16 protein-coding genes are annotated in these 23,805 nt (G+C 51.4%); 15 read left to right on the forward strand and 1 reads right to left on the reverse strand.

The window, feature by feature from the left end; genetic code table 11:
• The first annotated feature begins 94 nt into the window (after nt 1–94).
• The 9 genes from BM200_RS12410 to BM200_RS12450 all read left to right on the forward strand — a co-directional run bounded on the left by BM200_RS12410 (nt 95) and on the right by BM200_RS12450 (nt 12,246).
• Nucleotides 95–997 carry a formylglycine-generating enzyme family protein gene (locus tag BM200_RS12410; RefSeq protein ID WP_091185629.1) on the forward strand — a complete coding sequence of 301 codons (903 nt, stop codon included), beginning with the start codon at nt 95–97 and terminating at the stop codon, nt 995–997.
• Nucleotides 998–1,105: 108 nt separating this feature from the next.
• The gene (locus BM200_RS12415) at nt 1,106–1,429 is read left to right on the forward strand and encodes a nucleoside triphosphate pyrophosphohydrolase (protein ID WP_091185631.1); all 324 of its coding nucleotides are present in this window, start codon (nt 1,106–1,108) and stop codon (nt 1,427–1,429) included.
• A 2-nt stretch (nt 1,430–1,431) separates the two neighbouring features.
• A complete protein-coding gene (locus BM200_RS12420) occupies nt 1,432–1,887 on the forward strand; it encodes an SRPBCC family protein (protein ID WP_091185633.1) in 456 nt (151 codons plus the stop codon).
• 26 nt (nt 1,888–1,913) lie between these two features.
• Nucleotides 1,914–2,567: a M48 family metallopeptidase gene (locus tag BM200_RS12425; protein ID WP_091185636.1), complete on the forward strand. Its 654-nt coding sequence runs from the start codon at nt 1,914–1,916 to the stop codon at nt 2,565–2,567.
• Nucleotides 2,568–2,846: 279 nt separating this feature from the next.
• Nucleotides 2,847–8,699 (forward strand): DUF3320 domain-containing protein, encoded by a 5,853-nt coding sequence (locus tag BM200_RS12430; protein WP_091185637.1) that lies wholly within the window; start codon nt 2,847–2,849, stop codon nt 8,697–8,699.
• Nucleotides 8,700–8,840: 141 nt separating this feature from the next.
• The gene (locus BM200_RS12435) at nt 8,841–9,611 is read left to right on the forward strand and encodes an NUDIX domain-containing protein (protein ID WP_091185640.1); all 771 of its coding nucleotides are present in this window, start codon (nt 8,841–8,843) and stop codon (nt 9,609–9,611) included.
• A gap of 64 nt (nt 9,612–9,675) precedes the next feature.
• Nucleotides 9,676–10,350 (forward strand): nicotinamide riboside transporter PnuC, encoded by a 675-nt coding sequence (gene pnuC, locus BM200_RS12440; protein WP_091185642.1) that lies wholly within the window; start codon nt 9,676–9,678, stop codon nt 10,348–10,350.
• Nucleotides 10,340–11,368, forward strand: coding sequence for an AAA family ATPase (locus BM200_RS12445; RefSeq protein WP_091185645.1), 1,029 nt, complete (start codon nt 10,340–10,342; stop codon nt 11,366–11,368). The genes pnuC and BM200_RS12445 overlap by 11 nt, the downstream gene beginning before the upstream one ends.
• On the forward strand, nt 11,365–12,246 hold the full coding sequence (locus tag BM200_RS12450) for an ADP-ribosylglycohydrolase family protein (RefSeq protein ID WP_091185647.1): 882 nt from the start codon (nt 11,365–11,367) through the stop codon (nt 12,244–12,246). The genes BM200_RS12445 and BM200_RS12450 overlap by 4 nt, the downstream gene beginning before the upstream one ends.
• Before the next feature lie 358 nt (nt 12,247–12,604).
• Here BM200_RS12450 and BM200_RS12460 read toward each other — a convergent pair whose 3' ends face one another.
• A complete protein-coding gene (locus BM200_RS12460) occupies nt 12,605–13,333 on the reverse strand; it encodes a TylF/MycF family methyltransferase (protein ID WP_091185651.1) in 729 nt (242 codons plus the stop codon).
• A gap of 226 nt (nt 13,334–13,559) precedes the next feature.
• Between BM200_RS12460 and BM200_RS12465 the strand changes: the two genes are divergently transcribed.
• The 6 genes from BM200_RS12465 (at nt 13,560) to BM200_RS12490 (ending at nt 23,797) form a co-directional block, all read left to right on the forward strand.
• A complete protein-coding gene (locus tag BM200_RS12465) occupies nt 13,560–15,599 on the forward strand; it encodes a glutaminase family protein (protein WP_091185653.1) in 2,040 nt (679 codons plus the stop codon).
• A gap of 160 nt (nt 15,600–15,759) precedes the next feature.
• Complete coding sequence (locus BM200_RS12470) at nt 15,760–16,896, forward strand: GntR family transcriptional regulator (protein WP_091185656.1); 1,137 nt, start codon at nt 15,760–15,762, stop codon at nt 16,894–16,896.
• 168 nt (nt 16,897–17,064) lie between these two features.
• Nucleotides 17,065–18,048 carry a carbohydrate ABC transporter permease gene (locus tag BM200_RS12475; protein WP_091185659.1) on the forward strand — a complete coding sequence of 328 codons (984 nt, stop codon included), beginning with the start codon at nt 17,065–17,067 and terminating at the stop codon, nt 18,046–18,048.
• A 3-nt stretch (nt 18,049–18,051) separates the two neighbouring features.
• Complete coding sequence (locus tag BM200_RS12480; protein WP_091185663.1) at nt 18,052–18,975, forward strand: carbohydrate ABC transporter permease; 924 nt, start codon at nt 18,052–18,054, stop codon at nt 18,973–18,975.
• Nucleotides 18,976–19,062: 87 nt separating this feature from the next.
• Entirely contained in the window at nt 19,063–20,514 is a 1,452-nt protein-coding gene (locus BM200_RS12485) for an extracellular solute-binding protein (RefSeq protein ID WP_091185664.1), read from the forward strand.
• Between the two features lie 283 nt (nt 20,515–20,797).
• A complete protein-coding gene (locus BM200_RS12490) occupies nt 20,798–23,797 on the forward strand; it encodes an alpha-mannosidase (protein WP_091185667.1) in 3,000 nt (999 codons plus the stop codon).
• The last annotated feature ends 8 nt before the right edge of the window (nt 23,798–23,805 follow it).

The raw sequence follows: 23,805 nt of genomic DNA on the forward strand, positions 1-23,805 counted from the left end.
ACTGTTTTAACCATATTATTTAAAAATGAACGAAGGCCGGCCGGTCTCCCTGACGGCGGCCTTCTATATTTCTGACGCTTAAAGGAGATAATCGATGAAAAAGCTTGTAACGTGCTCTCTATTAGCGGCAATGGTCGTGATCAGCGCTTGCTCGCAGCAAGAGCAGCCCCAAAAGACGGAAAAGGCTGCAGCCGTTAAACAAACGGCCGCGAAGCAGCCTGCCCAGACGGATAACCAGAATAACTTTGTGCTGGTCAAAGGCGGAGCTTTCGTAAGCACCAAGTCCAGCTATTACGGACAAGATCTGAAGCTCCCGGATTTTTATATCGGCAAATACGAGGTTACTCAGAAAGAATGGGTAGACGTGATGGGGAGCAACCCGTCCCAATTCCAAGGCGGCAAGCTGCCGGTTGAGATGGTAAGCTGGTATGACGTGATCGAATTTTGCAATGCCAAAAGCATAAAAGAAGGCCTTAAGCCTTATTACAATATAGACAAGAATACGAAAGACCCGAATAATAAGAGTGAGAACGATCAGCTCAAATGGACCGTTACGATTAACGAGGGAGCCAGTGGTTACCGGCTGCCGACAGATGCGGAATGGGAATATGCCGCAAGCGGAGGGCAGCTCAGCAAGAGCTACACCTACAGCGGAAGCAACAATATTAATGAAATTGCCTGGTACTGGAGAAATGCCGGGGACAAGTATTTAGACGGAGACTGGACCTGGCCTGCGATCGAAAACAACCATGATACGACCAAAACGATTGGCATCAAGAAGCCAAACGAGTTAGGCTTGTATGATATGACCGGAAATGTACGGGAATGGTGCTGGGACTGGTACGAGGATGCGGAGATTCCAAGCGGTGCATTGCGTGTCGTGAAAGGCGGCGGCTGGATTGGTGATGTCGGCAGCGCCGAGTCAGACTTTCAGGGCAAGTTCGAGCCAAACGGCTTTGGACCCGATCAAGGCTTTCGCCTAGTCCGCGGGGAGTAAACCGTGATTAGATATACTGATAGAATGGAATAAAAGCACATCACATCGGGAACTTTTTTGGAACACGGTGCAGATGTGATGTGCTTTTTGTGTTGAGGAGGAAGGTTCATGCCGGTCTACAATAAGCTTGTTCGCGATTTAATTCCTCAAGTGATAGAATCTACGGGGAAAGAATATCGTACTCGTATTCTGGATGACAATGAGTATAAGGATGAATTAAGGATCAAGCTCAAGGAAGAGTCGGAAGAATATTTCTCCGCGGAAGGTCAGCAGGAATCGCTTGAAGAGCTGGCGGATCTGCTTGAGGTTATTCGCGCACTGGCCGCAGCGCATGGTGCCTCCTGGGAGCAGCTTGAAGAGATAAGGGAGAAGAAGGCTGAAGCACGCGGCGGCTTTCAAGACAAAATCTATTTAATTGATGCAGGAGGATAAAAATGACGGATACGACGTTTGCCTATACCACTTACATAGCTGCGACACCAGAGAAGCTTTGGGAAGCTTTGACGAGCAGCGAGTATACCGAGAAATATTTTTTCGGCAGCAGCATTCAATCCGACTGGCAAGTTGGTTCGAGCATTACTTATTCAAGGAACGGAGAGGTAACGGATTACGGAGTTATCCTGAAGTGTGAGCTTTTGCGTTTACTTTCATTCACATGGACCTATGTCGTCGACAAAGCTGTTCGCGAGCAGCCGTCCAAGGTAACCTTTGCATTAACCACGCTGGATTCTGCCGTAAAGTTAACGCTTAAGCATGAAGATCTTCTTCCGGCGGACATTGTAGATCAAGAAGATACCTTTGAAGGAATCAACAATGGATGGCCGGCCATTCTGAGCAACTTGAAAAGCTTGCTCGAGACAGGGAAGACGCTGCCGCCTATATCCATATAACTTAACTTGCAGGAACGATGGTGACTATGAAGATTCAGTTAGACAACCAAACGATAGATATTAACGTCCTCTACGGCGTGAGGAAGAAGCTTGCCATTGAGAAGGATGCGATGGGACACATCACGGTGAAGGCTCCCAATGATACAAACGATGAAGTGATCGAACGAGCGGTGAAGCAGCATGAGAAAGAAATTCTGAGCAGGCTGCAGGCAATCGCGAAAGCGCAGGCAGCGCCAAAGCCAAGAGAGTATCAGGACGAGGGGAAGTTCCTTCATCTAGGCAAGTATTATGCTCTCCAAGAACTGATCGAGACGGAAGGCTTGACCGAAGAAGAGCTGAAGCTCAATCTCCGGAAGTTCTACTTCGCCAGCTGCAAGAAGGTTATAGTGGCGCGGATCAAGCCGTATCAGGTTATGCTGAAAGTGAAGCCCAAGTCGATAGACATTGTAGAGTCAGCGACCAAGTGGGGCAGCTGCAGCTCCAGCAAAAAGCTCACCTTCAACTACCGCCTTGCGATGGCCCCGCTGGAAGTGATCGACTATGTCATTGTCCATGAGCTCTGCCACCTCTCGCATATGAATCATGACCGCTCCTTCTGGCGTCTGGTAGGAAGCATCATGCCTGACTACAAGGACAAGGAAGCGTATTTGGCCCGGCACGGGCATGCCATGACGCTGTAATTGCCATGTTTTTGTATATAGACATGAATGTTGGAATGAATCAGTATAATATTGGAGCAATCTGTTTAAAAGGGAGAGAGAGGAATCTCTCTCTTTTTTATGCCAAGGAAACCTCAAACGTTGTCGAATTTAGCAGAATTAACAATCCTTTAGTGCTATGATAAATCTATTGACAGATTTGATAGAAACTTAAGGCCCATTCTCACGAAGTATGAATAATCACCTATAGCTCAAACGCGGCTATTTTTGTGAGGATTCATTTTAGGAGGTACGATCCCTTTGGACAATAAACGTATTTACTGCGACTGGTCATACAGCGAGATTGTCAATTACGGCATCCAGCAAAATCACGTACCGGTTGTCAGATCGATAGAAGTACATAATCCATCAGAAGAAGAGCTTCGTGACTTTACGGTCCGAATCACATCCGAGCCGGATTTCGCCTATGAGTGGAGCAAAACCTACGGTCACTTGCCCGCCGGCCAATCGCTGAATCTGGGGACGATTAACCTGCAGATGTCGGCGTCATATCTGGCTAATCAATCCGAGCGCTTAACCGGAACGCTTACTCTGCAGGTGCTGCAGGGCGATTCGGAAATCTTTCGCGAGCGGGGCACGATCTCGGTACTCGCCTTTGATGAGTGGAGCGGCCTTGCCGTCCTGCCTGAATTAACGGCTGCTTTTGTCGTGCCGAATCATCACCATATTGCCCAAGTCGTTCGGGAAGCGGCCGATATTTTGGCCAAATGGACCGGCAGCTCCTCGTTCACCGCTTATCAGAGCAAGGATCCGAACAAGGTGCGGATTCAAGCTGCAGCGATCTATGCTGCCTTGCAGAACCGCAAGATCGCTTATTGCGTTGCTCCACCAAGCTTCGAGGTGATTGGTCAGCGCGTTCGTCTGCCGGAGACGATCTTTGCGCATCGGATGGGCAATTGCCTGGATTTATCCCTTCTGTATACCGCTTGCCTGGAGGCAGTAGGACTGCATCCGCTGCTTGTCTTTACGAAGGGGCATGCCTTCTCCGGTCTATGGCTGGAGGAAGAGACGTTTGCGGAAAGCGTTCAGGATGACGTCTCCGTTATAACGAAACGGATCGCGGTTGGGATGAACCAGATCTGCGTTGTGGAGTCGACGGCTTTTGTAGAGGGAGATCCGGCGAGCTTTGATCAGGCGGTTGTCCTGGCAGAAAAGCATCTGCAGGACCCTGATCAATTCGACTGCGTGCTGGATATCCGAAGAGCCCGTGCTGCGGCAGTGCGTCCTCTGCCGATTCGGACGGCTACGCCTGAAGGCTGGATCATTGAGCCGCAAGCCGTGACGCCGGCTGAACAGGATGCTGCTGCACCTGGGCTTGTTGATATTTTAGAGAAGCCGCTTGAAGTAGAGTCCTTGTCGCAATCCCCAAGACAAAAGCAATGGGAACGGCGGCTGCTGGATCTGACGCTCCGGAATTCGCTGCTTAACTTCCGCTTGTCCAAATCGAGTATTCCGGTCATTACGGCTCAATTGGGAGATCTTGAGGATGCGCTGGCCGACGGCGAGGAATTCCAGTTGCTGGCGAAGCCAAATGACTGGCAGAACAACGGCCGGAACGCGGATTTGTACCAGAGCATCAATAACGATCATCCGCTTGCCCAGCTTCTAAGAGAAGAGTTCAACCGGAAGCGTCTGCGCGTAGATCTGGATGCGGTTGAATTGGAAAGAAGAATGGTGCATCTCTACCGCTCGGCCAGAGTCTCTCTTGAGGAAAATGGCGCCAACACCCTGTATCTGGCGTTTGGCCTCCTGAAATGGTATGAAACGCCCGTCAGCGAACTGCCTCGTTATGCGCCGATTGCCTTGATTCCGGTCGATATTATCCGGAAGTCTTCGCGTCAGGGCTATGTGGTTCGGGCGAGAGATGAAGAGCCGCAGATGAATATTACGTTGCTGGAAATGCTGAAGCAGGACTTTGGTATCGGCATTGACGGGCTTGATCCTCTCCCTAGAGATGAGAAGGGGATTGCCTTGAAGCAGGTATTCCATGTTTTCCGGCATGCCTTGATTCAGGTGCCTAGATGGGATGTAGAAGAAACGGCGTATTTGGGCTTGTTCTCTTTCGGCCAATTTGTCATGTGGAATGATATCCGTACGCATGCAGATAAGCTTGCCCATAATAAAATTGTTGCCAGTCTGATGGATGGCCAGCTGAAATGGGAAGAGAAGCCAGAGGAGCCAACACCGCTTGATCTCGATCATCCGACAAGCCTATCGATTCCGATCAGCGCCGATTCCTCGCAGTTGTCGGCAATCCGCGGCGCGGCAGCCGGCCAGAGCTTTGTGCTGCACGGTCCGCCGGGGACGGGCAAATCTCAGACCATTACGAATATGATCGCCAATGCGCTCGCGCAAGGGAAGCGGGTCTTGTTCGTCGCGGAAAAAATGGCGGCGTTATCCGTTGTACAGCGCAGGCTGGAGCAGATTGGACTAGGTCCGTTTTGCCTGGAGCTGCATTCTAATAAAAGCACGAAAAAATCCGTCCTCGATCAATTAGCTGCCGCCATTGAAGCGAAGAAAATTCCGTCATCCGAATCGTGGCGCAGTCAGGCGGACCGTTTGTTCCAGCTGAGGAATGAACTGAACGAATATGTGTCGGCCCTTCACCATAAGCATTCCTTTGGCTTGACCTTGTTCGAAGCCATCGCGGGGTATGAACAGGCTGGAGAGGCTCCGGCAGTTGTTCATTTCAACGATGCTTCCATAGAAGCCTTAACGCCCGACAAGCTGATGGTGTGGAAGGATCTTGCGGCGCGACTGCAAATCGCGGGGGCAGAGTGCGGAGAGCCGCATCTTCATCCGTGGAGCGACTCCGATCTCACCACTTACACGCAGGTGGTAAAAACAGAAGCGGATCTGGTGCTGAAGCGATATATGCCGTTGCTGGACCAGCAGCGTGATGCCATAAGCCAGGCTGCTGGCCGGTTCAAGCTGGATGCCGCGAGTCTCCGTTACGAGCGCCTTCAGATGCTGGTTCAACTTTGCGAGCTGGCCAGCGGTGTCCCTGAGATTAAGCCAGCGTTGCTGCAGGCAGCGGATGTGGAAGAGGCTTTGGCTCAATTGAGGGCTACGGCCGAGCAAGGCAGACGGAGAGATCAATTGCGAGCAAAGGTATTGGCGAGATTCACGCCGGAAGTTACCAGACTTGATGCGAAATCTGTTCTATCCGAATGGGATCGGGCAGAGCTGCAATGGTTCCTGCCGAAGTGGTCCGGGCAAAAGCGTATTTTCAAAATGCTGAAGGGCTTCGCCGCTAATGCCTCCCCGCTCTCCAAGGATCAGGTCAAACCGGCATTGGTCGAATTAACCGCCTGGCAGGAGGAAGAACGGAAGCTGAAGGAGATGAAGGGCAAAGCCGCCCCTTATCTTGGTCAGGCATGGGCTGATTCGGATGACGGCAAATGGGAGGAGCTTGCAGCCGCATGCGAGTGGGTTGAGAAGCTTCAAGCTTTGCTGGTGCAATGGTTCGGCAACCGAACCTCCGCGCATACGTCCAGACAGCAAATGACCGAGGTCCTCCTCGACGGACGTCACGATCAAGCTCAGCTGACCTCGCTGCAGGGGATTGTTTCTTTGGATCAACGGATCAAAGCGGATGAGAAGGAGCTTGCCCGTCTGCTGAACCTTTCTTTCGAGCAGCTGCAGGCCTCACAGATGGCTGGCGAATGGCTTGTATTTATGACTGACAAGGCGAAGCTATGGTCAACGCATATCGACCGTCTGCGTGAATGGAGTACATGGCGCAGAGTCCGCGTTGAAGCGATGGAAACGGGCTTACAAACTCTTATTGCGCCATACGAGGAAGGACAAATTCCTAATCCTCAGCTTATTGCCGCGTTTGAAAGAGGGCTATACAGATCGATTGCGAATTACATTATCGCTAGAGACAAGAGTCTGCTTGCCTTCTCGGGCAAGCTGTTCGAGGATACGATCGAGCGCTTCCGGGCAGCGGATCAGCACTATTTGACCTTAACGCAGCAGGAAATTGCCGCGCGCTTATCGGCCAAAATTCCGCAAATGTCGGTGGAAGCAGCTCAGAGCTCCGAGGCAGGCATTTTGCAGCGGGCGATTCGAAGCGGTGGAAGAAATCTCTCCATCCGCAAGCTGTTCGAGACGATTCCTAATTTGCTGCCAAGGCTGACGCCTTGCATGCTGATGAGTCCGATTTCGGCCGCGCAATATTTGGATCCGAATGGCGCCAAGTTTGATCTGGTTATATTCGATGAAGCGTCTCAGGTCCCTACGGCGCAGGCGGTAGGAGCACTCGCGAGAGGCCATCAGGCCGTTATCGTAGGAGATCCGAAGCAGCTTCCTCCAACAAGCTTCTTCTCGAAGAATTCGAGCGAAGCGGACGAGGAAGAAGCGCTGCAGGATATGGAGAGCATACTGGATGACTGCCTGGCGCTTGGCATGCCGGAGCGGCATCTGACCTGGCATTACCGAAGCCGGCATGAGAGCCTGATTGCCTTCAGCAACGCGCATTATTACGAGAACAAGCTGATGACGTTCCCGTCTCCGGATGAGCCGGTCTCAAGCGTCACCTTGATACCTGTGGAAGGGTATTATGACCGCGGGCGTTCGAAGCAGAACCGGGCGGAGGGCGAAGCTGTTGTGGCGGAGATGATCCGCAGGGTCAAGGATCCGGTATTGCGCAAGCGCAGTATAGGGGTGGTGACCTTCAGCTCCGTTCAGCAAACGTTGATTGAAGATTTGCTCGAGGAAGCGATGAAGCAGGATCAGGAACTGGATCTGTTATTTGCTCAGCTGCCGGAGCCGATCTTTGTGAAAAACCTGGAGAACGTCCAAGGGGATGAACGGGACGTCATCCTGTTCTCCGTTGGATACGGACCGGATGCAACCGGTAAGGTGAATCTGAACTTTGGACCTCTGAACCGCCAGGGAGGCTGGCGCCGTCTGAACGTCGCCGTATCCCGTGCAAGGCATGAGATGCTGGTCTATTCGACGTTGATGTCTCATCATTTGAATGCCGGACGAATTAGCGCGCAGGGCGTGCTAGGCTTGAAAGCTTTCCTCGATTATGCGGAAAAAGGCCAACGCGCGCTGCCGGCAAGCGTCGCATCCGAGCAAGTCTCGCTGGCGTCCAATCTTCACCGCAGCCTGGCTGCAGAGCTGAACGCACTTGGTTATGAGACGGAGCTGCATGTCGGGGCATCGGGCTACCGCATTGATATTGGCGTACTCGATCCCGTAAACAAAGGGCAATACGTGCTCGGAATCTTGCTTGACGGACCGATGTACCGGGATGCGGGGGCCGCGCGTGATCGGGACATCCTGCGGGAGCAGGTGCTGGAGCAGCTTGGCTGGAGGCTCGTTCGGGTATGGAGCCCGGAATGGTGGGAAAACAAGGGCAATGTGATCCGTCAGGTGGTTGAAGGAATTCGGAAGGCCAAGGAAAGCACACGTCAGGCAGAGGTGCCTTCTGTTGTACCGACGGTAACGATTCATGCAGCAGAGCCTGCACCAATTCCAGAATCGTCTGAGACTGAAGTTGAGCAAGTGAAGCCCGGCAAGTCGGATACGAAAGCGTACATTCCTTGCCAGCTCGAACCGGTCTCGCTCGGAACGGATATGTTCTATTCTCCCGCTTCCACGGAGCTGATCCTTGGACAGATCAAGCAGGTCATCCGGGAAGAGGGGCCGATCAGCCGCAGTCTGCTGGCGAAGCGCGTGCTGCAGGCATGGGGAATTACCCGGCTTGGCGCGAAGCTGGATCAGCGTCTCTCCGATCTTATTGCCAGACTTAAGCCTGCGGAGAGTGTCTCGGACGGTGCCGTAGTCTACTGGCCGGAAGGAACGGAGCCTTCCCGCTATGATCTCTTCCGTGTTGCAACGGATGAGGCAAGACGGTCGGCAGAGGAGCTGCCGGTAGAAGAAATAGCGGCTGCTGTGAAGGCGGTGCTTGCTTCTCAAATCAGCCTTCCGCAAGAAGATCTGGTTAGGCAGGTCGTGAAGCTGTTAGGCTACGCAAGATCAGGCAATGCGCTTGATCGGGTTATCCGAAGCGGTATCCAGAAAGCCATCGAGCTGGATTATGTGCAGTCCGGTGAGCAGGAACGAATCGTACTTAAATAAGGCAAAAAGCAATGACCGCATACGTCTCGTATGACGGTCATTTTCTTTTTTTTCCAAAATGGACTTGAACATTTCGTTCCATTATGTCATATTAATATTATCAAAACGATAATATGGTAAATCGAAGGAGGCATCGCACTCTTGAACCTGAACGAGAACGAACACAATTATTCGGCAAGCAACTACCGCACCCCGGACGGTGCGCCGTCAGATATTGTTATTTTCACGATAACCTCAGAGGAGAAAGTAACGGCGAAGAAAGCTCTCCCCTTGAGGGAGCTTCAGGTGCTGCTGATCCGGCGCAAAGCATGGCCTTTTGCGGGACAGTGGGCTTTGCCCGGCGGCTTTACCCGCGACACCGAGACGGTGGAGGAATGCGCGATCCGGGAGCTGAGGGAGGAAGCGGGCGTTGAGCATGTGCACATGGAGTTCCTGAAGGTGTACAGTAAGCCGGGGCGGGATCCGAGAGGCTGGATGATCAGCCATGCGTTCTGCGCATTGGTGAATGAACGGTACTTGCAAGACCGGCGGGCATCGGATGATGCGGAGGACGTACAGCTGTTCACGCTTAGCGAAACACTGGAGATGGAGCTGGCCTTTGACCATCATGACATCATTCGCGACGCCTATCGGCGCATTCAGCAGCAGATGCTGACGCAGTCCATTGCAAAGGAGTTTCTGCCGGAGGAATTTACGATCGGGGAGCTGTATCAGATCATTCAGGCGGTGGTGCCAACGTTCGAGGAGAAGAACTTTATCCGTAAAGTGACTTCCACGCAAAGCCGAAAAGGTCTGATTGAGGAAGTCCGTCACGCAGACGGAAGTCTGAAACAGTCGAACCAGTATTCACAGCGTGCGGCGCAGCTGTACCGTTTTACCGGTTATGTGCCGGAGCTTTCGATCTATAGTTGAAGCCATGCTTACGAAGTAAGAATCGCGACAAAAGCATGTAGCAATTCTTTTCAGGAGGTTTATAATGAAGCAAAATTTATCAATGCTGGGTCTGTTTATTGCCATCTTGGCTGTAGCCTATTTCACCTCGTCCAGCGCAATTGAGATCGCCGCTACTACAACCGGGCTGGCTGCCGTCTGGCTGACGGCGAAGGAGAAGCTGTGGACCTGGCCGATTAGTCTGGTGAATGTCGCCTGCTTTTTCTATATGTTCATGGACGTTAAGCTGTATGCGGATATGACGTTGCAGGTGTTCTTCTTCGTGCTCAGCATCTACGGCTGGGCCGTATGGATGACCAAACGCGGCGGGGCGGCCGTTCGGCCGACAAGAACATGGACTCCGCGGATGGCTGCGCTGCTGCTGGGATTTCTGATTGTGTTTACCATGGTGTGGGGCTATATGCTTGAACGTCATACCGACGCGTCTATCCCTTATCTCGATGCCTTTATCGCTACCTTAAGCCTGGTCGCCCAATTCCTGCTCTCGTATAAAATCCTGCAAAGCTGGTATTTCTGGATCGTCGTTGATGTTCTCTCGATCGGCATGTATTTCTACAAGGAGCTTTATACGACTTCGTTCTTATACGTTATTTTCCTCGGCATCGCGATTATGGGTCTGATCGAATGGAAGCGGGAATACGAGCGGAGAACGACTCCAGCTGCACAGTCGAAGGATGAGGTGAACCCTTATGCCGGATAAAAGGGTAGGGCTGACGCTGGGCAAATTTGCTCCGTTTCACCGCGGTCATCAGCATGTCGTGGAGACCGCGCTGCGTGAGGTTGATCACCTGATCGTCGTCATCTATGACAGCCCCGAAGTAACCAGGGTACCCTTATCGGTGCGCGCCCGCTGGATCCGCGAGCTCTATCCAGCCGTTGAGGTACTGGAAGCCTGGGACGGTCCTTCGGACAGCGGGGATACGCCGGAGATCAAACGCAAACAGGAGGACTATATCCTCGGACTGCTTGGGGGGAGGAAAATCTCTCATTTCTACTCCAGCGAGTTTTATGGCGAGCATATGAGCGAGGCACTGGGAGCGGTTAACCGCCAAGTTGATCCACTGAGGGAGACGTTCCCCGTATCGGGAACCAAAGTAAGAGACTCGTTATACGAGAATAAAGACTTGGTAGATAAGGTCGTTTATCGGGATCTGATAACGAATGTCGTGTTCCTCGGAGCTCCTTCCACGGGGAAAACAACCCTTGCCGCCCGAATGGCGGAAGAACTGCAGACGGTATGGATGCCCGAGTACGGGAGGGAGTATTGGGAGCAGCACCAAATTGAGCGCCGGTTGACGCTGGAACAGCTAGTCGAAATTGCGGAAGGTCATCTTGAGCGGGAGGAGCGCATGCTGCTGGAGGCGAGAGATGTACTGTTTGTCGATACGAACGCTATTACAACGTATATGTTCTCCCATTATTATCACGGCTTGGCCCATCCGAAGCTGGAAGCCATGGCAGCTAAATGCGCTTCGCGTTATGATCTTGTCTTCCTCTGCGAGGACGATATTCCTTACGACGATACGCCGGACCGGTCGGGAGAGGTGAACAGGCATATGTTCCAAAAGCAGATTGTGGCGGACTTGATTGAACGCAAGATTCCTTTCATTCCGCTTCGCGGCAGTCTAGAGGAGCGGGTACGGCAGGTCAAAGCAATTCTCGAGCGTTACGAGAAATACAGCAATCCATATGAATGGATGGGGGTGTCGAAGGGATGAGAAACCGGATTCTCGGCGGTTTGTTTGGTGTTGCGGTCGGTGATGCGCTTGGCGGAACAACGGAGTTTATGAACGAAGCTGAAATCCGGCGCGAATACGGCTGGCTGGAGGAGATCATCGGCGAAGGCGTATGGAATCTGGAGGCCGGTGAAATTACGGATGATACGGCAATGACAATTGCGGTAGCGAGAGGGATAATTCAGAACCCGGAGGATCCAATCGAGGCGATTGGAGAGCATTTTCTGAAATGGAAGGACACCAATCCCAAGGACATCGGCAATATCATTCGAACGGTGTTTGGTCTCTATGATGGAAATTGGACGGAGGCAGCACGCCGGGCAGGCCAGCTGCTAAACGGACAAACGGCGGGAAACGGTACGCTGATGCGCTGCCTTCCTATTGCCCTTGCCTACAGGGATGCAGCAGTAATGGAGGAAGTAACAAGGCGGCACTCGGAAATGACGCATGAGGATCCGCTCGCAACGGAAGCCTGCCTCATCTATAACCGGATTGCCAGACGGCTGCTGCAAGGCGAACAACTTACATCTGCCATCCTCACCGAAATAACCGGAACTCGATATGAACAGCTGCTTAACTGCGAGCCGCCTGTCACTCCTCCTGACGGATTTGTTGTTCACACGATGCAGTGGGTTGTCCATCATCTGCTAGAGGCAGAGACTTTCGAAGAGGTTGTGCAGCGCGCGGCTAACGGAGGCGGGGACTCGGATACGATTGGCGCTATCGCCGGCGGGCTGGCAGGAATCTATTGGGGTTGCGACGGCATCCCGTCGAGATATGCCGACAAGATCTTGCTGCAACAGAATTTAATAGAGCTGGGAGATGCACTGCTGACTTTACGTGAAAAAGGGGATAGATAGGATAGTGACAGTATGGAAGAAGAGCTGCGCTGGATTGGGTGCAGTATAAGGTGGCGTTATTGGGAGGTAGCTTGATCTACATTGGAGTGACTGCAGTATAATCAGCTAAATTGGATGATTGCAGCACATTCTCTTCAATTTTACTGGAGTGAATCCAACGTAGCTTCCGGAGTCTTCCTATTAGCCGGATTATACTGGAGTGAATCCAACGTATCTTGAACAGGGGCTGTCTCACAGATGTGAGACAGCCCCTTGATGAAAGGCGTTTTAGGCACATAACGATGTACAGCATCGTCAAGGCACCCGCTAGACAGGAAAAAGGAGAAGCTCATCGAGTTTCTCCTTTTTCCGTCCTTCTCTACTTCGTTTTTTTCCAATACACGCCTGTAAGATCAATGACAACGAGCGGATCAGTGATGTTATGAGCGGCGCGGAAATCGTGTACGGCTGCGGCGCAATAGCCGATGGAATAGTCGTCAATAATGACGTATCCGCCGACAGCTACTTTCGGATACAGATTGGTCAGTGCATCCATCGTTGAGGAGTACATGTCGCCATCGAGGCGGGCAATCGCTATTTTCTCCGTTGGCGCTGTAGGCAGCGTGTCTTTGAACCAGCCCTTCAGAAAGACGACGCCATCGTCATACAGATCATATTTTTGAAAGTTACTGACGACCTCAGGCAAGGAAACGCGCAAAAAGTCCTGTTCGTGGAATTTAGAGGTTGCATCGATCGGATAACTGGGGTCCGGCTTAGGCAGCCCTTCAAAGGAATCGGCGACGAGCACCTTCCGGTTCCTTACGCCATGTGCTTTCAGAAAACCGCGCATGAAAATGCATGCTCCGCCGCGCCATACGCCAGTCTCGATAAAATCGCCCTGGACGTTATTGTTAATGACGTCATTCATAAGCATATGGAGATTATTCATGCGGATCCGCCCGATCATGCTATGTGCAATGATAGGCCAATCGAGGCCCTGAAGGCGATTTTCCTTCGTGGCGCCCGGCTCATGCTCCAGCCATATTTCAAATAATATCGCTTTCTTCAACAATTCCAGATACATCTCTGTTGCCGTATTATTGCGCATAATCACAGTCCTTTTCATTCATAGTGTTAACGTATGAATATGATCCAAGCTTGAATATGGCTTGTGTGTACGACTACTGGAACGAAAAACTTAGCGAAAGAAACATAGTTTAATAGGAATTGAAGTATAAAACCCGTCAGCCTTTTTATCATTGACATATTTTTTGATATAGCATTATAATATATCCATTATAACAAATGCCTATATGATGAAGGAGTTGTTTTTCATGAGCGCAATTCGTCCTCCTGCAGTTCCACTCGTTACCGTTGACCCTTATTTCAGTGTATGGTCGCAGGCCGACCGGCTGACTGATGATTTCACCCGCCACTGGACAGGGCAAAGGCATGCCATGACTGGTTTGATCCGAATTGACGGAACCGCCCAGCGCTTTGCCGGTCTGGTAGAGCCTAATGCCGAGCGGTATTACACAGAGCCGCAAGCGATGGAGCAGAAGAGCGTAAACGTCTCCCCGCTAAGCACGGTCTACACGTTCCAATCGGCAGGAGTCGAATTGACGGTTCGCTTTACTTCGCCGCTGCTTCTGAATGATCTGGACGTGTTGTCGAGACCTGCATCGTACGTTGCGTTCGAGGTGCGCTCGATCGATGGCGAAGAGCATGACGTACAAATCTACTTCGACGTTACCGGCGAATGGTGCGTGGATACTTCGAAGCAGGCCGTTATCAGCGCGAAGCAGGAAGAAGGCGGACTGATCTCGCTGCAGATCGGTCATGAAAAGCAGGATGTTGTGAACCGTTCGGGTGACGATCACCGGATCGACTGGGGATATTTCTATCTGAATGCGGAGAAATCCGATCAGGTGAGCGGATACATAGCGCCGGCCCACATTCGCAAAAACTTCGTTCGCAACGAGAAGCTGGCCGAGTCTGTTGCGAAGACGGAAGCTCAGATTGTCGCAGACGTACAGCCGGTTATGGCGCTCGTCTACAACATTGGCAGCGTAGGCGCTGCGGCTGAAAAACGTTTGGCCGTGCTCGCTTATGATGATATCGTTGCGATTGAGTATTTCGGAGATAAGCTGGAGGCTTATTGGAAAAGAAACGGACAAAGCACGCCGGACATGATTGCTGCTGCGTTCTCGGAATACGAGAGCTTGCTTCAGCGCTGCGAAGCATTCGATAAACAGATCATTGCCGAAGGAGAAAAGTCCGGCGGCAGCCGATATGCAGACCTGCTTGCACTCTCGTATCGTCAGGCCATTGCCGCGCATAAGCTTGTGCTCGATACGGAAGGCGAGATTCTGTTCCTGTCCAAGGAATGCTACAGCAACGGCTGTATGGCTACGGTAGACGTAAGCTACCCTTCCGTACCGATGTTCCTGCTGTATGCTCCGGAGCTGGTTGAGGGGATGATTCGCCCGATTCTGAAATATGCGGAGACGGACGCCTGGACGTTTGAATTTGCGCCGCATGATATCGGACAATACCCGATCGGCAACGGCCAAGTGTATAGCGAGAATCAACGCGAAGGACAAATGCCGGTGGAAGAATGCGGCAACATGCTCGTTATGGCTGCATCCGTAGCGCTTGCGGGCGGCAACCGGAATTATCTGTTCAGCCATATCGATACTCTCGGAGAATGGGCAGACTATTTGACGGAGTTTGGCCTCGATCCGGAGAACCAGCTGTGTACCGACGATTTTGCCGGACATCTGGCCCGCAACGCGAACCTGTCCGTGAAGGCGGTTATGGGCGTAGCCAGCTACTCTATCCTCAAGAAGCTGCAAGGAGATAAAGAGACGGCTGCCCGTTATATGGCCAAAGCGAAGGAAATGGCGCTGCAGTGGGAAGTGCTTGCGGCAGACGGCGATCACACGAAGCTCGCATTTGGCCAAGAAGGCAGCTGGAGCCTCAAATATAACCTGATCTGGGACGTGCTCTTTGGTACCGAGCTGTTCTCCAAAGAGATGATTAAGAACGAGATCAGCTGGTATAAGAAGATGAAAAACGATTACGGCACGCCGCTCGACAACCGCGCTGCGTATACGAAAAACGATTGGCTCGTTTGGTCTGCCGCTTTGTCGGAGGATCAGAATGATTTCAACGAGTTGGTAAGCCCGATCTGGGATATGCTGAATGAATCGGCAGACCGCGTACAGTTCTCGGACTGGACGGATACGGTTACGGCCCGGCAGATCGGCTTCCAGCACCGGACGGTTGTGGGAGGCATCTTCATGAAGGTGCTGAAGGACAAAGGAATTATGAAGGTATTTCAAGCGGTGTCCTCGGTTAACGAAGGAAAGTAAATAAAGACCTATAATGAAGAACAGGGGCGCATGCGAAATGCGCCCTTCTTTTTCATCTACAGAAAATAGACAATTGTTTAAATAACTTCTTTGTTAACAAACCCTAATATGGTATATTTGTTATAACCAATGAATTGCTGTCCGGATAGGAGGATTACGCGTGAGTCAAGATAGAGAACCTCTGTACATCAAAATACAGAACCATTTCAAGGATTTGATCATCTCCCGGGAGCTAGTTGAAGACGATAAAATCCCGACAGAGAAAGATCTGATGGACGACTTCGACGTCAGCCGGATTACGGTTGTGAATGCACTTGCCGAGCTGGCGAAGGACGGATGGATTTACCGGATACCGGGAAGAGGAAGCTTTGTCAAAGGCATTCCTGAGACGCAGATGGCTGCCACCCCGACGATCAGCGAGGCGCGGAGAGACAAGAAAGAGCCAAAAGTAAAGATTGGCTTGGTGTTTCCCGTACTGGGCGACTATTTCGCCATCCGCTTGATATCAGGGATAACGGATCACCTTACGGCCAAAGGTTATTCGCTTGTTGTTATGCTGACCAACAACTCCAAGGAGCAAGAGAAGGAAGTGATCCGGGAGCTGAAGAACACGGTGGACGGGCTTATTATTTTCCCGGTTGACGCCGAGGTCTACAACGAGGAAATTATCGCGCTCAAAATGCAGAATTATCCGTTTGTCCTCATTGACCGGTACCTGCCGGGCGTAGAGACTAACGTTGTCGCTTCTGACAGTGCCTTTGCAACGATGCTTGCCGTTGATCATTTATGGGAGCTTGGGCACCGCAATATCGCGATCTGCTCCGACTCGCCGCTGATGACAGTGTCGGTTGACGAAAGGATTCAAGGCTATAACGAAGCGCTGAAGCAGAAGGGAGCGTTAATTAATCCTTCGCTTATCTTAAATGACATTCATATTAACGGCGGCGGGATGAATGCCGAGCATCCGTTTTTCCGCTTTGTGAAAAATCAGATGGCAACCGCCTATATTGCGCTCAACTGCTCGCTTGGCGTCCAGATTTTATCGATTGCCAAGCAGGTGGGGCTGCGCGTGCCGGAGGATATTTCCATTGTCACGTTTGATAACCCGACGCCGCTGCTCGAAGAGTTCAGTCTGCTTACGCATATCGACCAATCGGAATATAACATGGGGGCTGAAGCGGTTCAGCTGCTGCTCCAAGTGATCGAGAATAAAGGCAAGCAGCCGGTCAAATTCGAGAAGAAGATCTTGAAGCCAAGCCTCGTTGTCCGCAAAACGACCGCTGAAGCAAAGGCGTAGTACAGTCATACCATTCAAAGCATAGAAGAAACCCGATACCCTTGATCAAGGGTATCGGGTTTCTTTTTTTCTAATTGACTAATTTAATATATCAAATATAATCTATTGTATAGGGTTTATATAGCATTTGAGTAAGTAAGGCTAAAACAAGCAAGGAGGAAAATGAACATGAATGACAGGAAAGCAGTAGAAACAGCTCCGTTGCATCTGCCCGTCACAAACGTATCAACGAAGTCCTCTCTTAAAAAGTTTGCGGTCAGACACAAAGATGCATTAATCGCCACGGCCATTTTAAGTCCAATGATTCTGTGGTGGCTTGTCTTATCGGGGTTCCCAACCATGTTTGGTTTTTTTCTCGGATTTTTCGAGTGGATCGGCATTGCAGACAGCCCTAAATTTATCTGGTTTGATAACTATGTCCGGTTTTTCCAGGATCCGCTTTATTACGAAGCGCTGTGGAGATCGATCTGGTTAGGGGGACTAGTTACCGGAATTACCTTGATCGCCGGATTTGGCGCAGCAATCCTGATGAATATGCCGCTGTTCGGCAAGGGCGTATATCGGTCCATCTGGTACATTCCGGCTGTAACCTCAACGGTTGCCACTACCCAAATTTTCAACTTGCTTCTTGATACCAACAACGGCGTTATTAATAACTTTCTGAAGTCGATTGGCAAAGAGCCGATTGTCTGGCAATATTCCGTGTTCTGGGGCGTGTTCTGGATCGTCGTCTACTCGGTATGGAAAGGGGTAGGCGGTGCCGCTCTCATCTGGCTTGCGGGACTGCAGTCCGTGGATGTGTCCTTGTACGAAGCGGCGGAAATCGACGGCGCGGGCCGCTGGGGCAAAATGAGGTACGTTACGCTTCCCGGCTTGAAGCCGATTGCAACCTACATTGTGATTACAAGCCTGATCGGTGCTATTCAGATCTACGAGCAGGTATTGTTCATGACGGGCGGCGGCCCTTACGGGAAGACGGAAGTGCTCGTGTTCCGCATTTACCGCGATGCGTTCTGGGATTTCAACCTCGGCATGGCCGGCGCGTCTTCGCTCATCATGGCTGTAGTCGTCTTTGTGGGCACGGTGTTCTACTACCGCTGGTCAACCAACTCGGATAGAAGCAGCACCATTCCGATCAAAAGGAGGTCCTAGAGCATGAAAGATACATTGTCCAGAAAAGTAGCTGTACAGCTGAAGCCGGGTAATTTGTTTGCCCACATTGTTCTGCTTGGTATCGGGCTGGTCCTGCTGTATCCTTTGGTCTTTATGATTCTGGCCGGCTTCTACACGAAGACGGAATTTACTTCGTCCATCATTGGGTTGATTCCAATTGCCAAAGCACCAACTCTCGATAACTTTACCGTGTTGTTTAGCGGAACAGCCGACAGTTCGATACAGCGTTATTTCGTTAACTCGGGTTATCGCACCATGTATAACACCTTCTGGGCGCTGCTGACCTCCTTGCTGGCCGGTTATGTATTCGCAAGGCTCCGGTTCAAATGGAAAGACCAGCTGTTCCTGATCTTGCTTGGTACGCAGATGATTCCGGGCACGATTGCTCTTATTCCGACTTATTTGGAATTTGCAAGATGGCCGTTTGCGGGCGGCAACGACATTTTTACGGGCGGTAAAGGGATACTTGATACTTGGTGGGTTTACTTCATAGGAGGACCCAGCCTCAATATTATGGGGGCATTCCTCGTGAAGCAGTCCATCGAGAAAATCCCTTATGAGCTCGATGAAGCCGCGAAGGTAGACGGAGCGGGTACGCTGAGGATTATTTTCCAGATTCTGCTGCCGCTGCAAATGCCGATTATGGCGTTTATCGCGATTACGACGGCGCTTGCCACGTGGAATGATTTTGCGACGCCGTTCTTCTATACCTCATCGGATAAGCTGCAGACGCTGCCTGCTGCCATTACCCGATTGTCTTCAGCTGCTGCCAGCCCGGGAGCCATTCCGAACTGGCCGTTAATTATTACGCTTGGTCTTGGCATGACGATACCGGCGCTCTTGATTTTCTTCTTCTTCCAGAAATATATCGTTCAAGGTCTAGCTAACACAGGAATCAAGGGGTAAAATATTTGTTATAACATATTGAATATAACAAATAGTCATGTTATATTAATTGCGACAGGTCAGTTATCCTAATTTGGAGGGGTTTATGTGAACAGAACAAAGATCACATCCTTGCTTGTAACTGCACTCTTAACGTTCTCATTAACAGCATGCGGCGGTAACAACAATTCTAATGGGTCAAGCAATCAGCCTCAGAACCCGACTGAGCCGACGGAGTCCGCTTCGGCAGAGCCGGCTGAATCAACCGGGACAACTGCTTCAGGCAATCCGGTAACGATCACTGTACTTAACGAAGGTGCCGTAGGCATCGGTGTGGGCAAGATGGAAGATTTGTTCGCGCCAAAAGAGAAGGAATTGAAAGGCAACGGCATTGACATTACTTATACGCCAGGAAATCCGGTAGAGGCTTTCCCGCTTCATTATCAGAAAATCATGTCCGGCAAGCTGAAAGAAAAGAACATCAGTATTAAAGCCGAAGACTGGGGTTGGGGCGAGCCGCTGATCCAGAAGGAAACGGCAGGATTTCTGGCCAAAAATGTTCCCGATATTATTGTAGGCGAAACACAAATGCCGGGCTTTGCCCAGCAAGGTCTGCTCGAGCCGTTCCCGGATGCAATGGCTGATGAGATCCGCAACAACGTCTCGCCGGCTGCCTGGAAGCCAATGGAGCATGAAGGTAAAATTTACGGTCTTGCCCTGCAGCCTGGCGTAAGCAGCCTGTATTGGAACAAAAAGCTGGTGAAGGAAGCAGGCATTGATCCCGAGAAGCCGATTACATCGTGGCAAGAGCTGGCCGACAACTCGAAAAAAGTAACGGAAGCCGGTAAAGGCAAGTTTTACGGCGGCGGCGTTTACGGCGCTCCAAACTTCGGCGGATACTTGCGCTACGGCGCTTTGGTTGCCATTAACGGCGGTACCTTCGCCGATGCGAATGGGCAGCCAACCTTTAACTCGGATGCGAATGTGGAAACGGTCAACCTGCTTCGCGAGCTGAATGCGGATCATCCGGCAGGACTGATGGTTAACAATAACGAAGGCACGTACTTCGATGCTTGGACCAAAGGGCAAACGGCCTATCTGATTGATGGTCCTTGGCAAGTACAGCAGTGCAAAGACAACGGACTTGATTGCGGAATGTCGCCCATTCCATTGTCCCCAAGCGGTGAAGCTGCAAACGTAACGATTGGTGCTGCATTCAACTCGGTGCCGAAAGACGCGAAAAACAAGGAAGCGGCCTTTGAATACATCAAAGCCATGTACAGCAAGGAAGTTCAGCAGCTGGTGGCTGACTCGAACGTGCGCTCCCCGATTCTGAAAGAAATCGCAGAGGCGCCGGAGTATAAAGAGAAGCATCCTGAGATGTACCTGCACTATCAAGCGATGTCCGGCAACGTTCAAGGTCTGCCAACCTTTGCGAAAGACAACTCGAAGGTATGGCAAATCTGGGGTGACGCGGTCGTGAAATCGCTCATGACCAAAGGCGATGTAAAAGCCATCCTCGACGACGCCCAAAAACGCGCAGAGCAAGTGACTAAATAAAATAAAACAAAAAAAGCGGACTTTCTTAACACGTCCTGAGTCTTGAAGTTATTAGATACGCAGCAGAGCAATAGAGGTTTAGGGGTGTCTCTTGAAGAGCGGTAGCGTTCGCCTTTGCCTGAAGGAAATAACCTTACTGACATAAGTTCAGATTTCCTGCAGGCAACAGCGACTGAAAGAGATACCCCGGCCCTCTATATAGCTCATTGCAAGTTTTCTAATTACATTCCAGACAACAGGACTGTTAATCAGTCCTCTTTTTTTCAAACCGGGAGTGACAGAAATGCCATACGAGACGAAACGAATTAAGCTGCAGAAAGCAAAGAATCTGCTGCCGAGAATACGCCATGCTATCTACCAACCTGTCGCTTCTATGAAAGTGACGGCTTGGGTAACGGCAGAACCGGTGCCTTACTCCGAGCGGACAGCCGGAGCAAAGGTCGAGCTTGCGCCCGGCGATAAATGGGGCAACCTGTGGGATTGCGCGTGGTTCCGGTTTGAGGGGAATGTTCCCGATGCCGTTTCCGGCAATAAAATGGTCTTGCTTATTGATGTGAACGGGGAGCTATGCCTCGTTGATCAGGAAGGCTCGCCGATGCAAGGACTGACGAATATCAACTCTGAATTCGATTTCAGCCTTGGCCTTCCGGGTAAGCGCGTTGTTGATCTTGGTTATGAAGCAGCGGGCGAGCGGATTGATCTATGGGCGGATGCCGGCTGTAACGACTTGTTTGGCCAATACCGCAGCGGCACCTTGAAGGAAGCCGACATTGCGATTTGTTACGAGGAAATCCGGCAGCTGTATTTTGATTACGAAGTGCTTCTTGAGCTGGCGGAGCATACGCCGGAGAATGGCGCAAGAGCAGAGCGCGTCACTCAAAGCCTGTATGATGCGGCTCTTAAGTTGGAAGTCATTAATGAAGAAACAGCTAAGCAGGCAAGAGAAATTCTGGCCAAGGAGCTTGCCAAACGGGGGGGAGACCCTGTTGTTACGGTCAGCGCTATTGGTCATGCCCATATCGACCTCGCCTGGCTGTGGCCGATTCGCGAAACGATCCGGAAAGGCGCGCGTACCTTCTCCACGGTGCTGAAGAACATGGAGAAATATCCGGATTATGTATTTGGCGCAAGTCAGCCTCAACTATATCAATGGATGAAAGAATATTATCCAAAGCTGTATGACCGGATCAAGGAGAGAATTCAAGAGGGACGCTGGGAAGTGCAGGGTGCTATGTGGGTAGAGCCAGACACGAATATTTCCGGCGGGGAAGCGCTGGTCAGACAAATCCTGTACGGCAAACGCTACTTCCAGCAGGAATTTGGCCAGGAGATGAAGGTGCTGTGGCTGCCTGACGTATTTGGCTATTCGGCAAGCCTGCCTCAGCTTCTTAGAAAGTCCGGCGTTGATTACATGATGACGCAGAAGCTGTCGTGGAATGTGTATAATACGCATCCGCATCACAGCTTTGAGTGGGAAGGCATTGACGGCAGCAAGGTGCTTGCGCATCTTCCTCCGGAGGATACGTATAACAGTCCGGGTGCACCCAGATCGCTTGCGAAGATTGAGAACAGCTACTTGGACCGCAATGTATCCGAGCATGCCTTGATGCTGTTTGGCATCGGAGACGGCGGCGGCGGGCCGGGCGAGGAGCATCTGGAACGGTTATCCCGCGAGCATAACCTGCTTGGATTGCCTCCGGTTGTTCAAGAGTCCTCCTTATCCTTTTTCCATAAGCTTGAACAGGAAAAAGCGCGTTTCCAGACCTACCGCGGGGAGCTCTATTTGGAGAAGCACCAAGGTACGCTGACGACGCAGGCACGTAACAAATGGTTTAACCGCAAGATGGAGAAATCGCTCAGAGAGCTTGAATTTGCAGCCTCTCTATTACTCGCAATGGGAGAGAATGCTTATCCGTCCCAGGAGCTTGAGGAGATCTGGAAGGAAACGCTGCTCTACCAATTCCATGATATTTTGCCGGGCTCTTCGATCACCCGTGTCTTCGAGGAGTCGTTGGAACGATATGCGCTTATGTACGGCCGTACGCAAGAGCTGATTGCACAGACCTACGCTAAAGCCGCTCGGTTGACCGGGGCGGGAGAAGGTCAGGCGGTTGTCTTTAATTCCTTGCCTTGGGAACGTGAAGAAGTAGTGCTGCATAAGGGCGAGTATTATGCCGTGAAGGTACCGTCCATGGGCTTTGCGTCTCTCGCTGAAGCGGAACTTTGCCCGGAACAAACAGGAGAATCGGGACTGCGCGCAGGAGAGCAGGTATTGGAGAACCGATATTTGCGGGTAACCTTCGGGCAGGACGGAAGTATAGCGTCGATATACGATAAGGCGGCGGGCAGAGAAGCCATTGCGCCTGGCCGGCAGGCGAATGTGCTGACCGTGTATCACGATAAAGGCGATGCCTGGGACTTCCCGAGAGATTACCGGGATACGGTGGCCGGCCGCATGCAGCTGGTAGAAAGCTCTTTCTCTGTCGAGCGTAATCAAGCGGTAGTGGAGCAGCGGTACCGGTTCGGAGAGTCGACGCTGGTTCAGCGGATCGTGCTGGAGGAAGCGGGAACGACGGTGCGGTTTGAGACCAAAGCCGATTGGAAGGAAGCGGAGAAAATGCTCCGTGTCTCTTTCCCGGTACATGTCGCAAGCGAGCATGTGAACTGTGAAATTCAATTCGGTTATTTGAAACGGCCGACAACAAGGAACTCCATGATCGAATTTGTCCGCGATGAAATTTGCGCGCATCAATACATCGACTTATCTCAGCCGGATTACGGCGTAGCGCTGCTCAGCGACAGCAAATATGGCTACAGCGCGGAACGAAATGTGCTGGACATCAATCTGCTTCGCAGCCCTAGCTATCCGGATCCGGTGGCAGACCGTGCCGAGCATCAATTTGTGTATGCGATCTATCCGCATCGCGGAGATTTTATTGCGGCTCAGGTATACCGCAAAGGCTATGAGCTCAATACACCGTTAACGGTGGCGGAACCGTCTGCAGCGACTTTGGCAGCAAGGCGCACAGCAACGTTTGCTTCCCTTATTCAAGTCGATAATCCTCATGTGATGATTGAAGCGGTGAAGAAGGCCGAGGATTCGGATGATCTCATTATCCGTCTATATGAGACCTCGGGCACGCTAGCCCAAACGGCGGTAGCTTTCGGAGGGGAATGCTCGGCAGTGGAGGAAGTTGATCTGATGGAAAATACGATTGGAGAAGCTGGAGCGCAGCTTATGTTCCAACCTTTCGAGATCAAGACGCTTCGCGTGAAGCTCTAATAACAGAC

The organism is Paenibacillus catalpae, from assembly GCF_900112695.1.
GTDB lineage: Bacteria > Bacillota > Bacilli > Paenibacillales > Paenibacillaceae > Pristimantibacillus > Pristimantibacillus catalpae.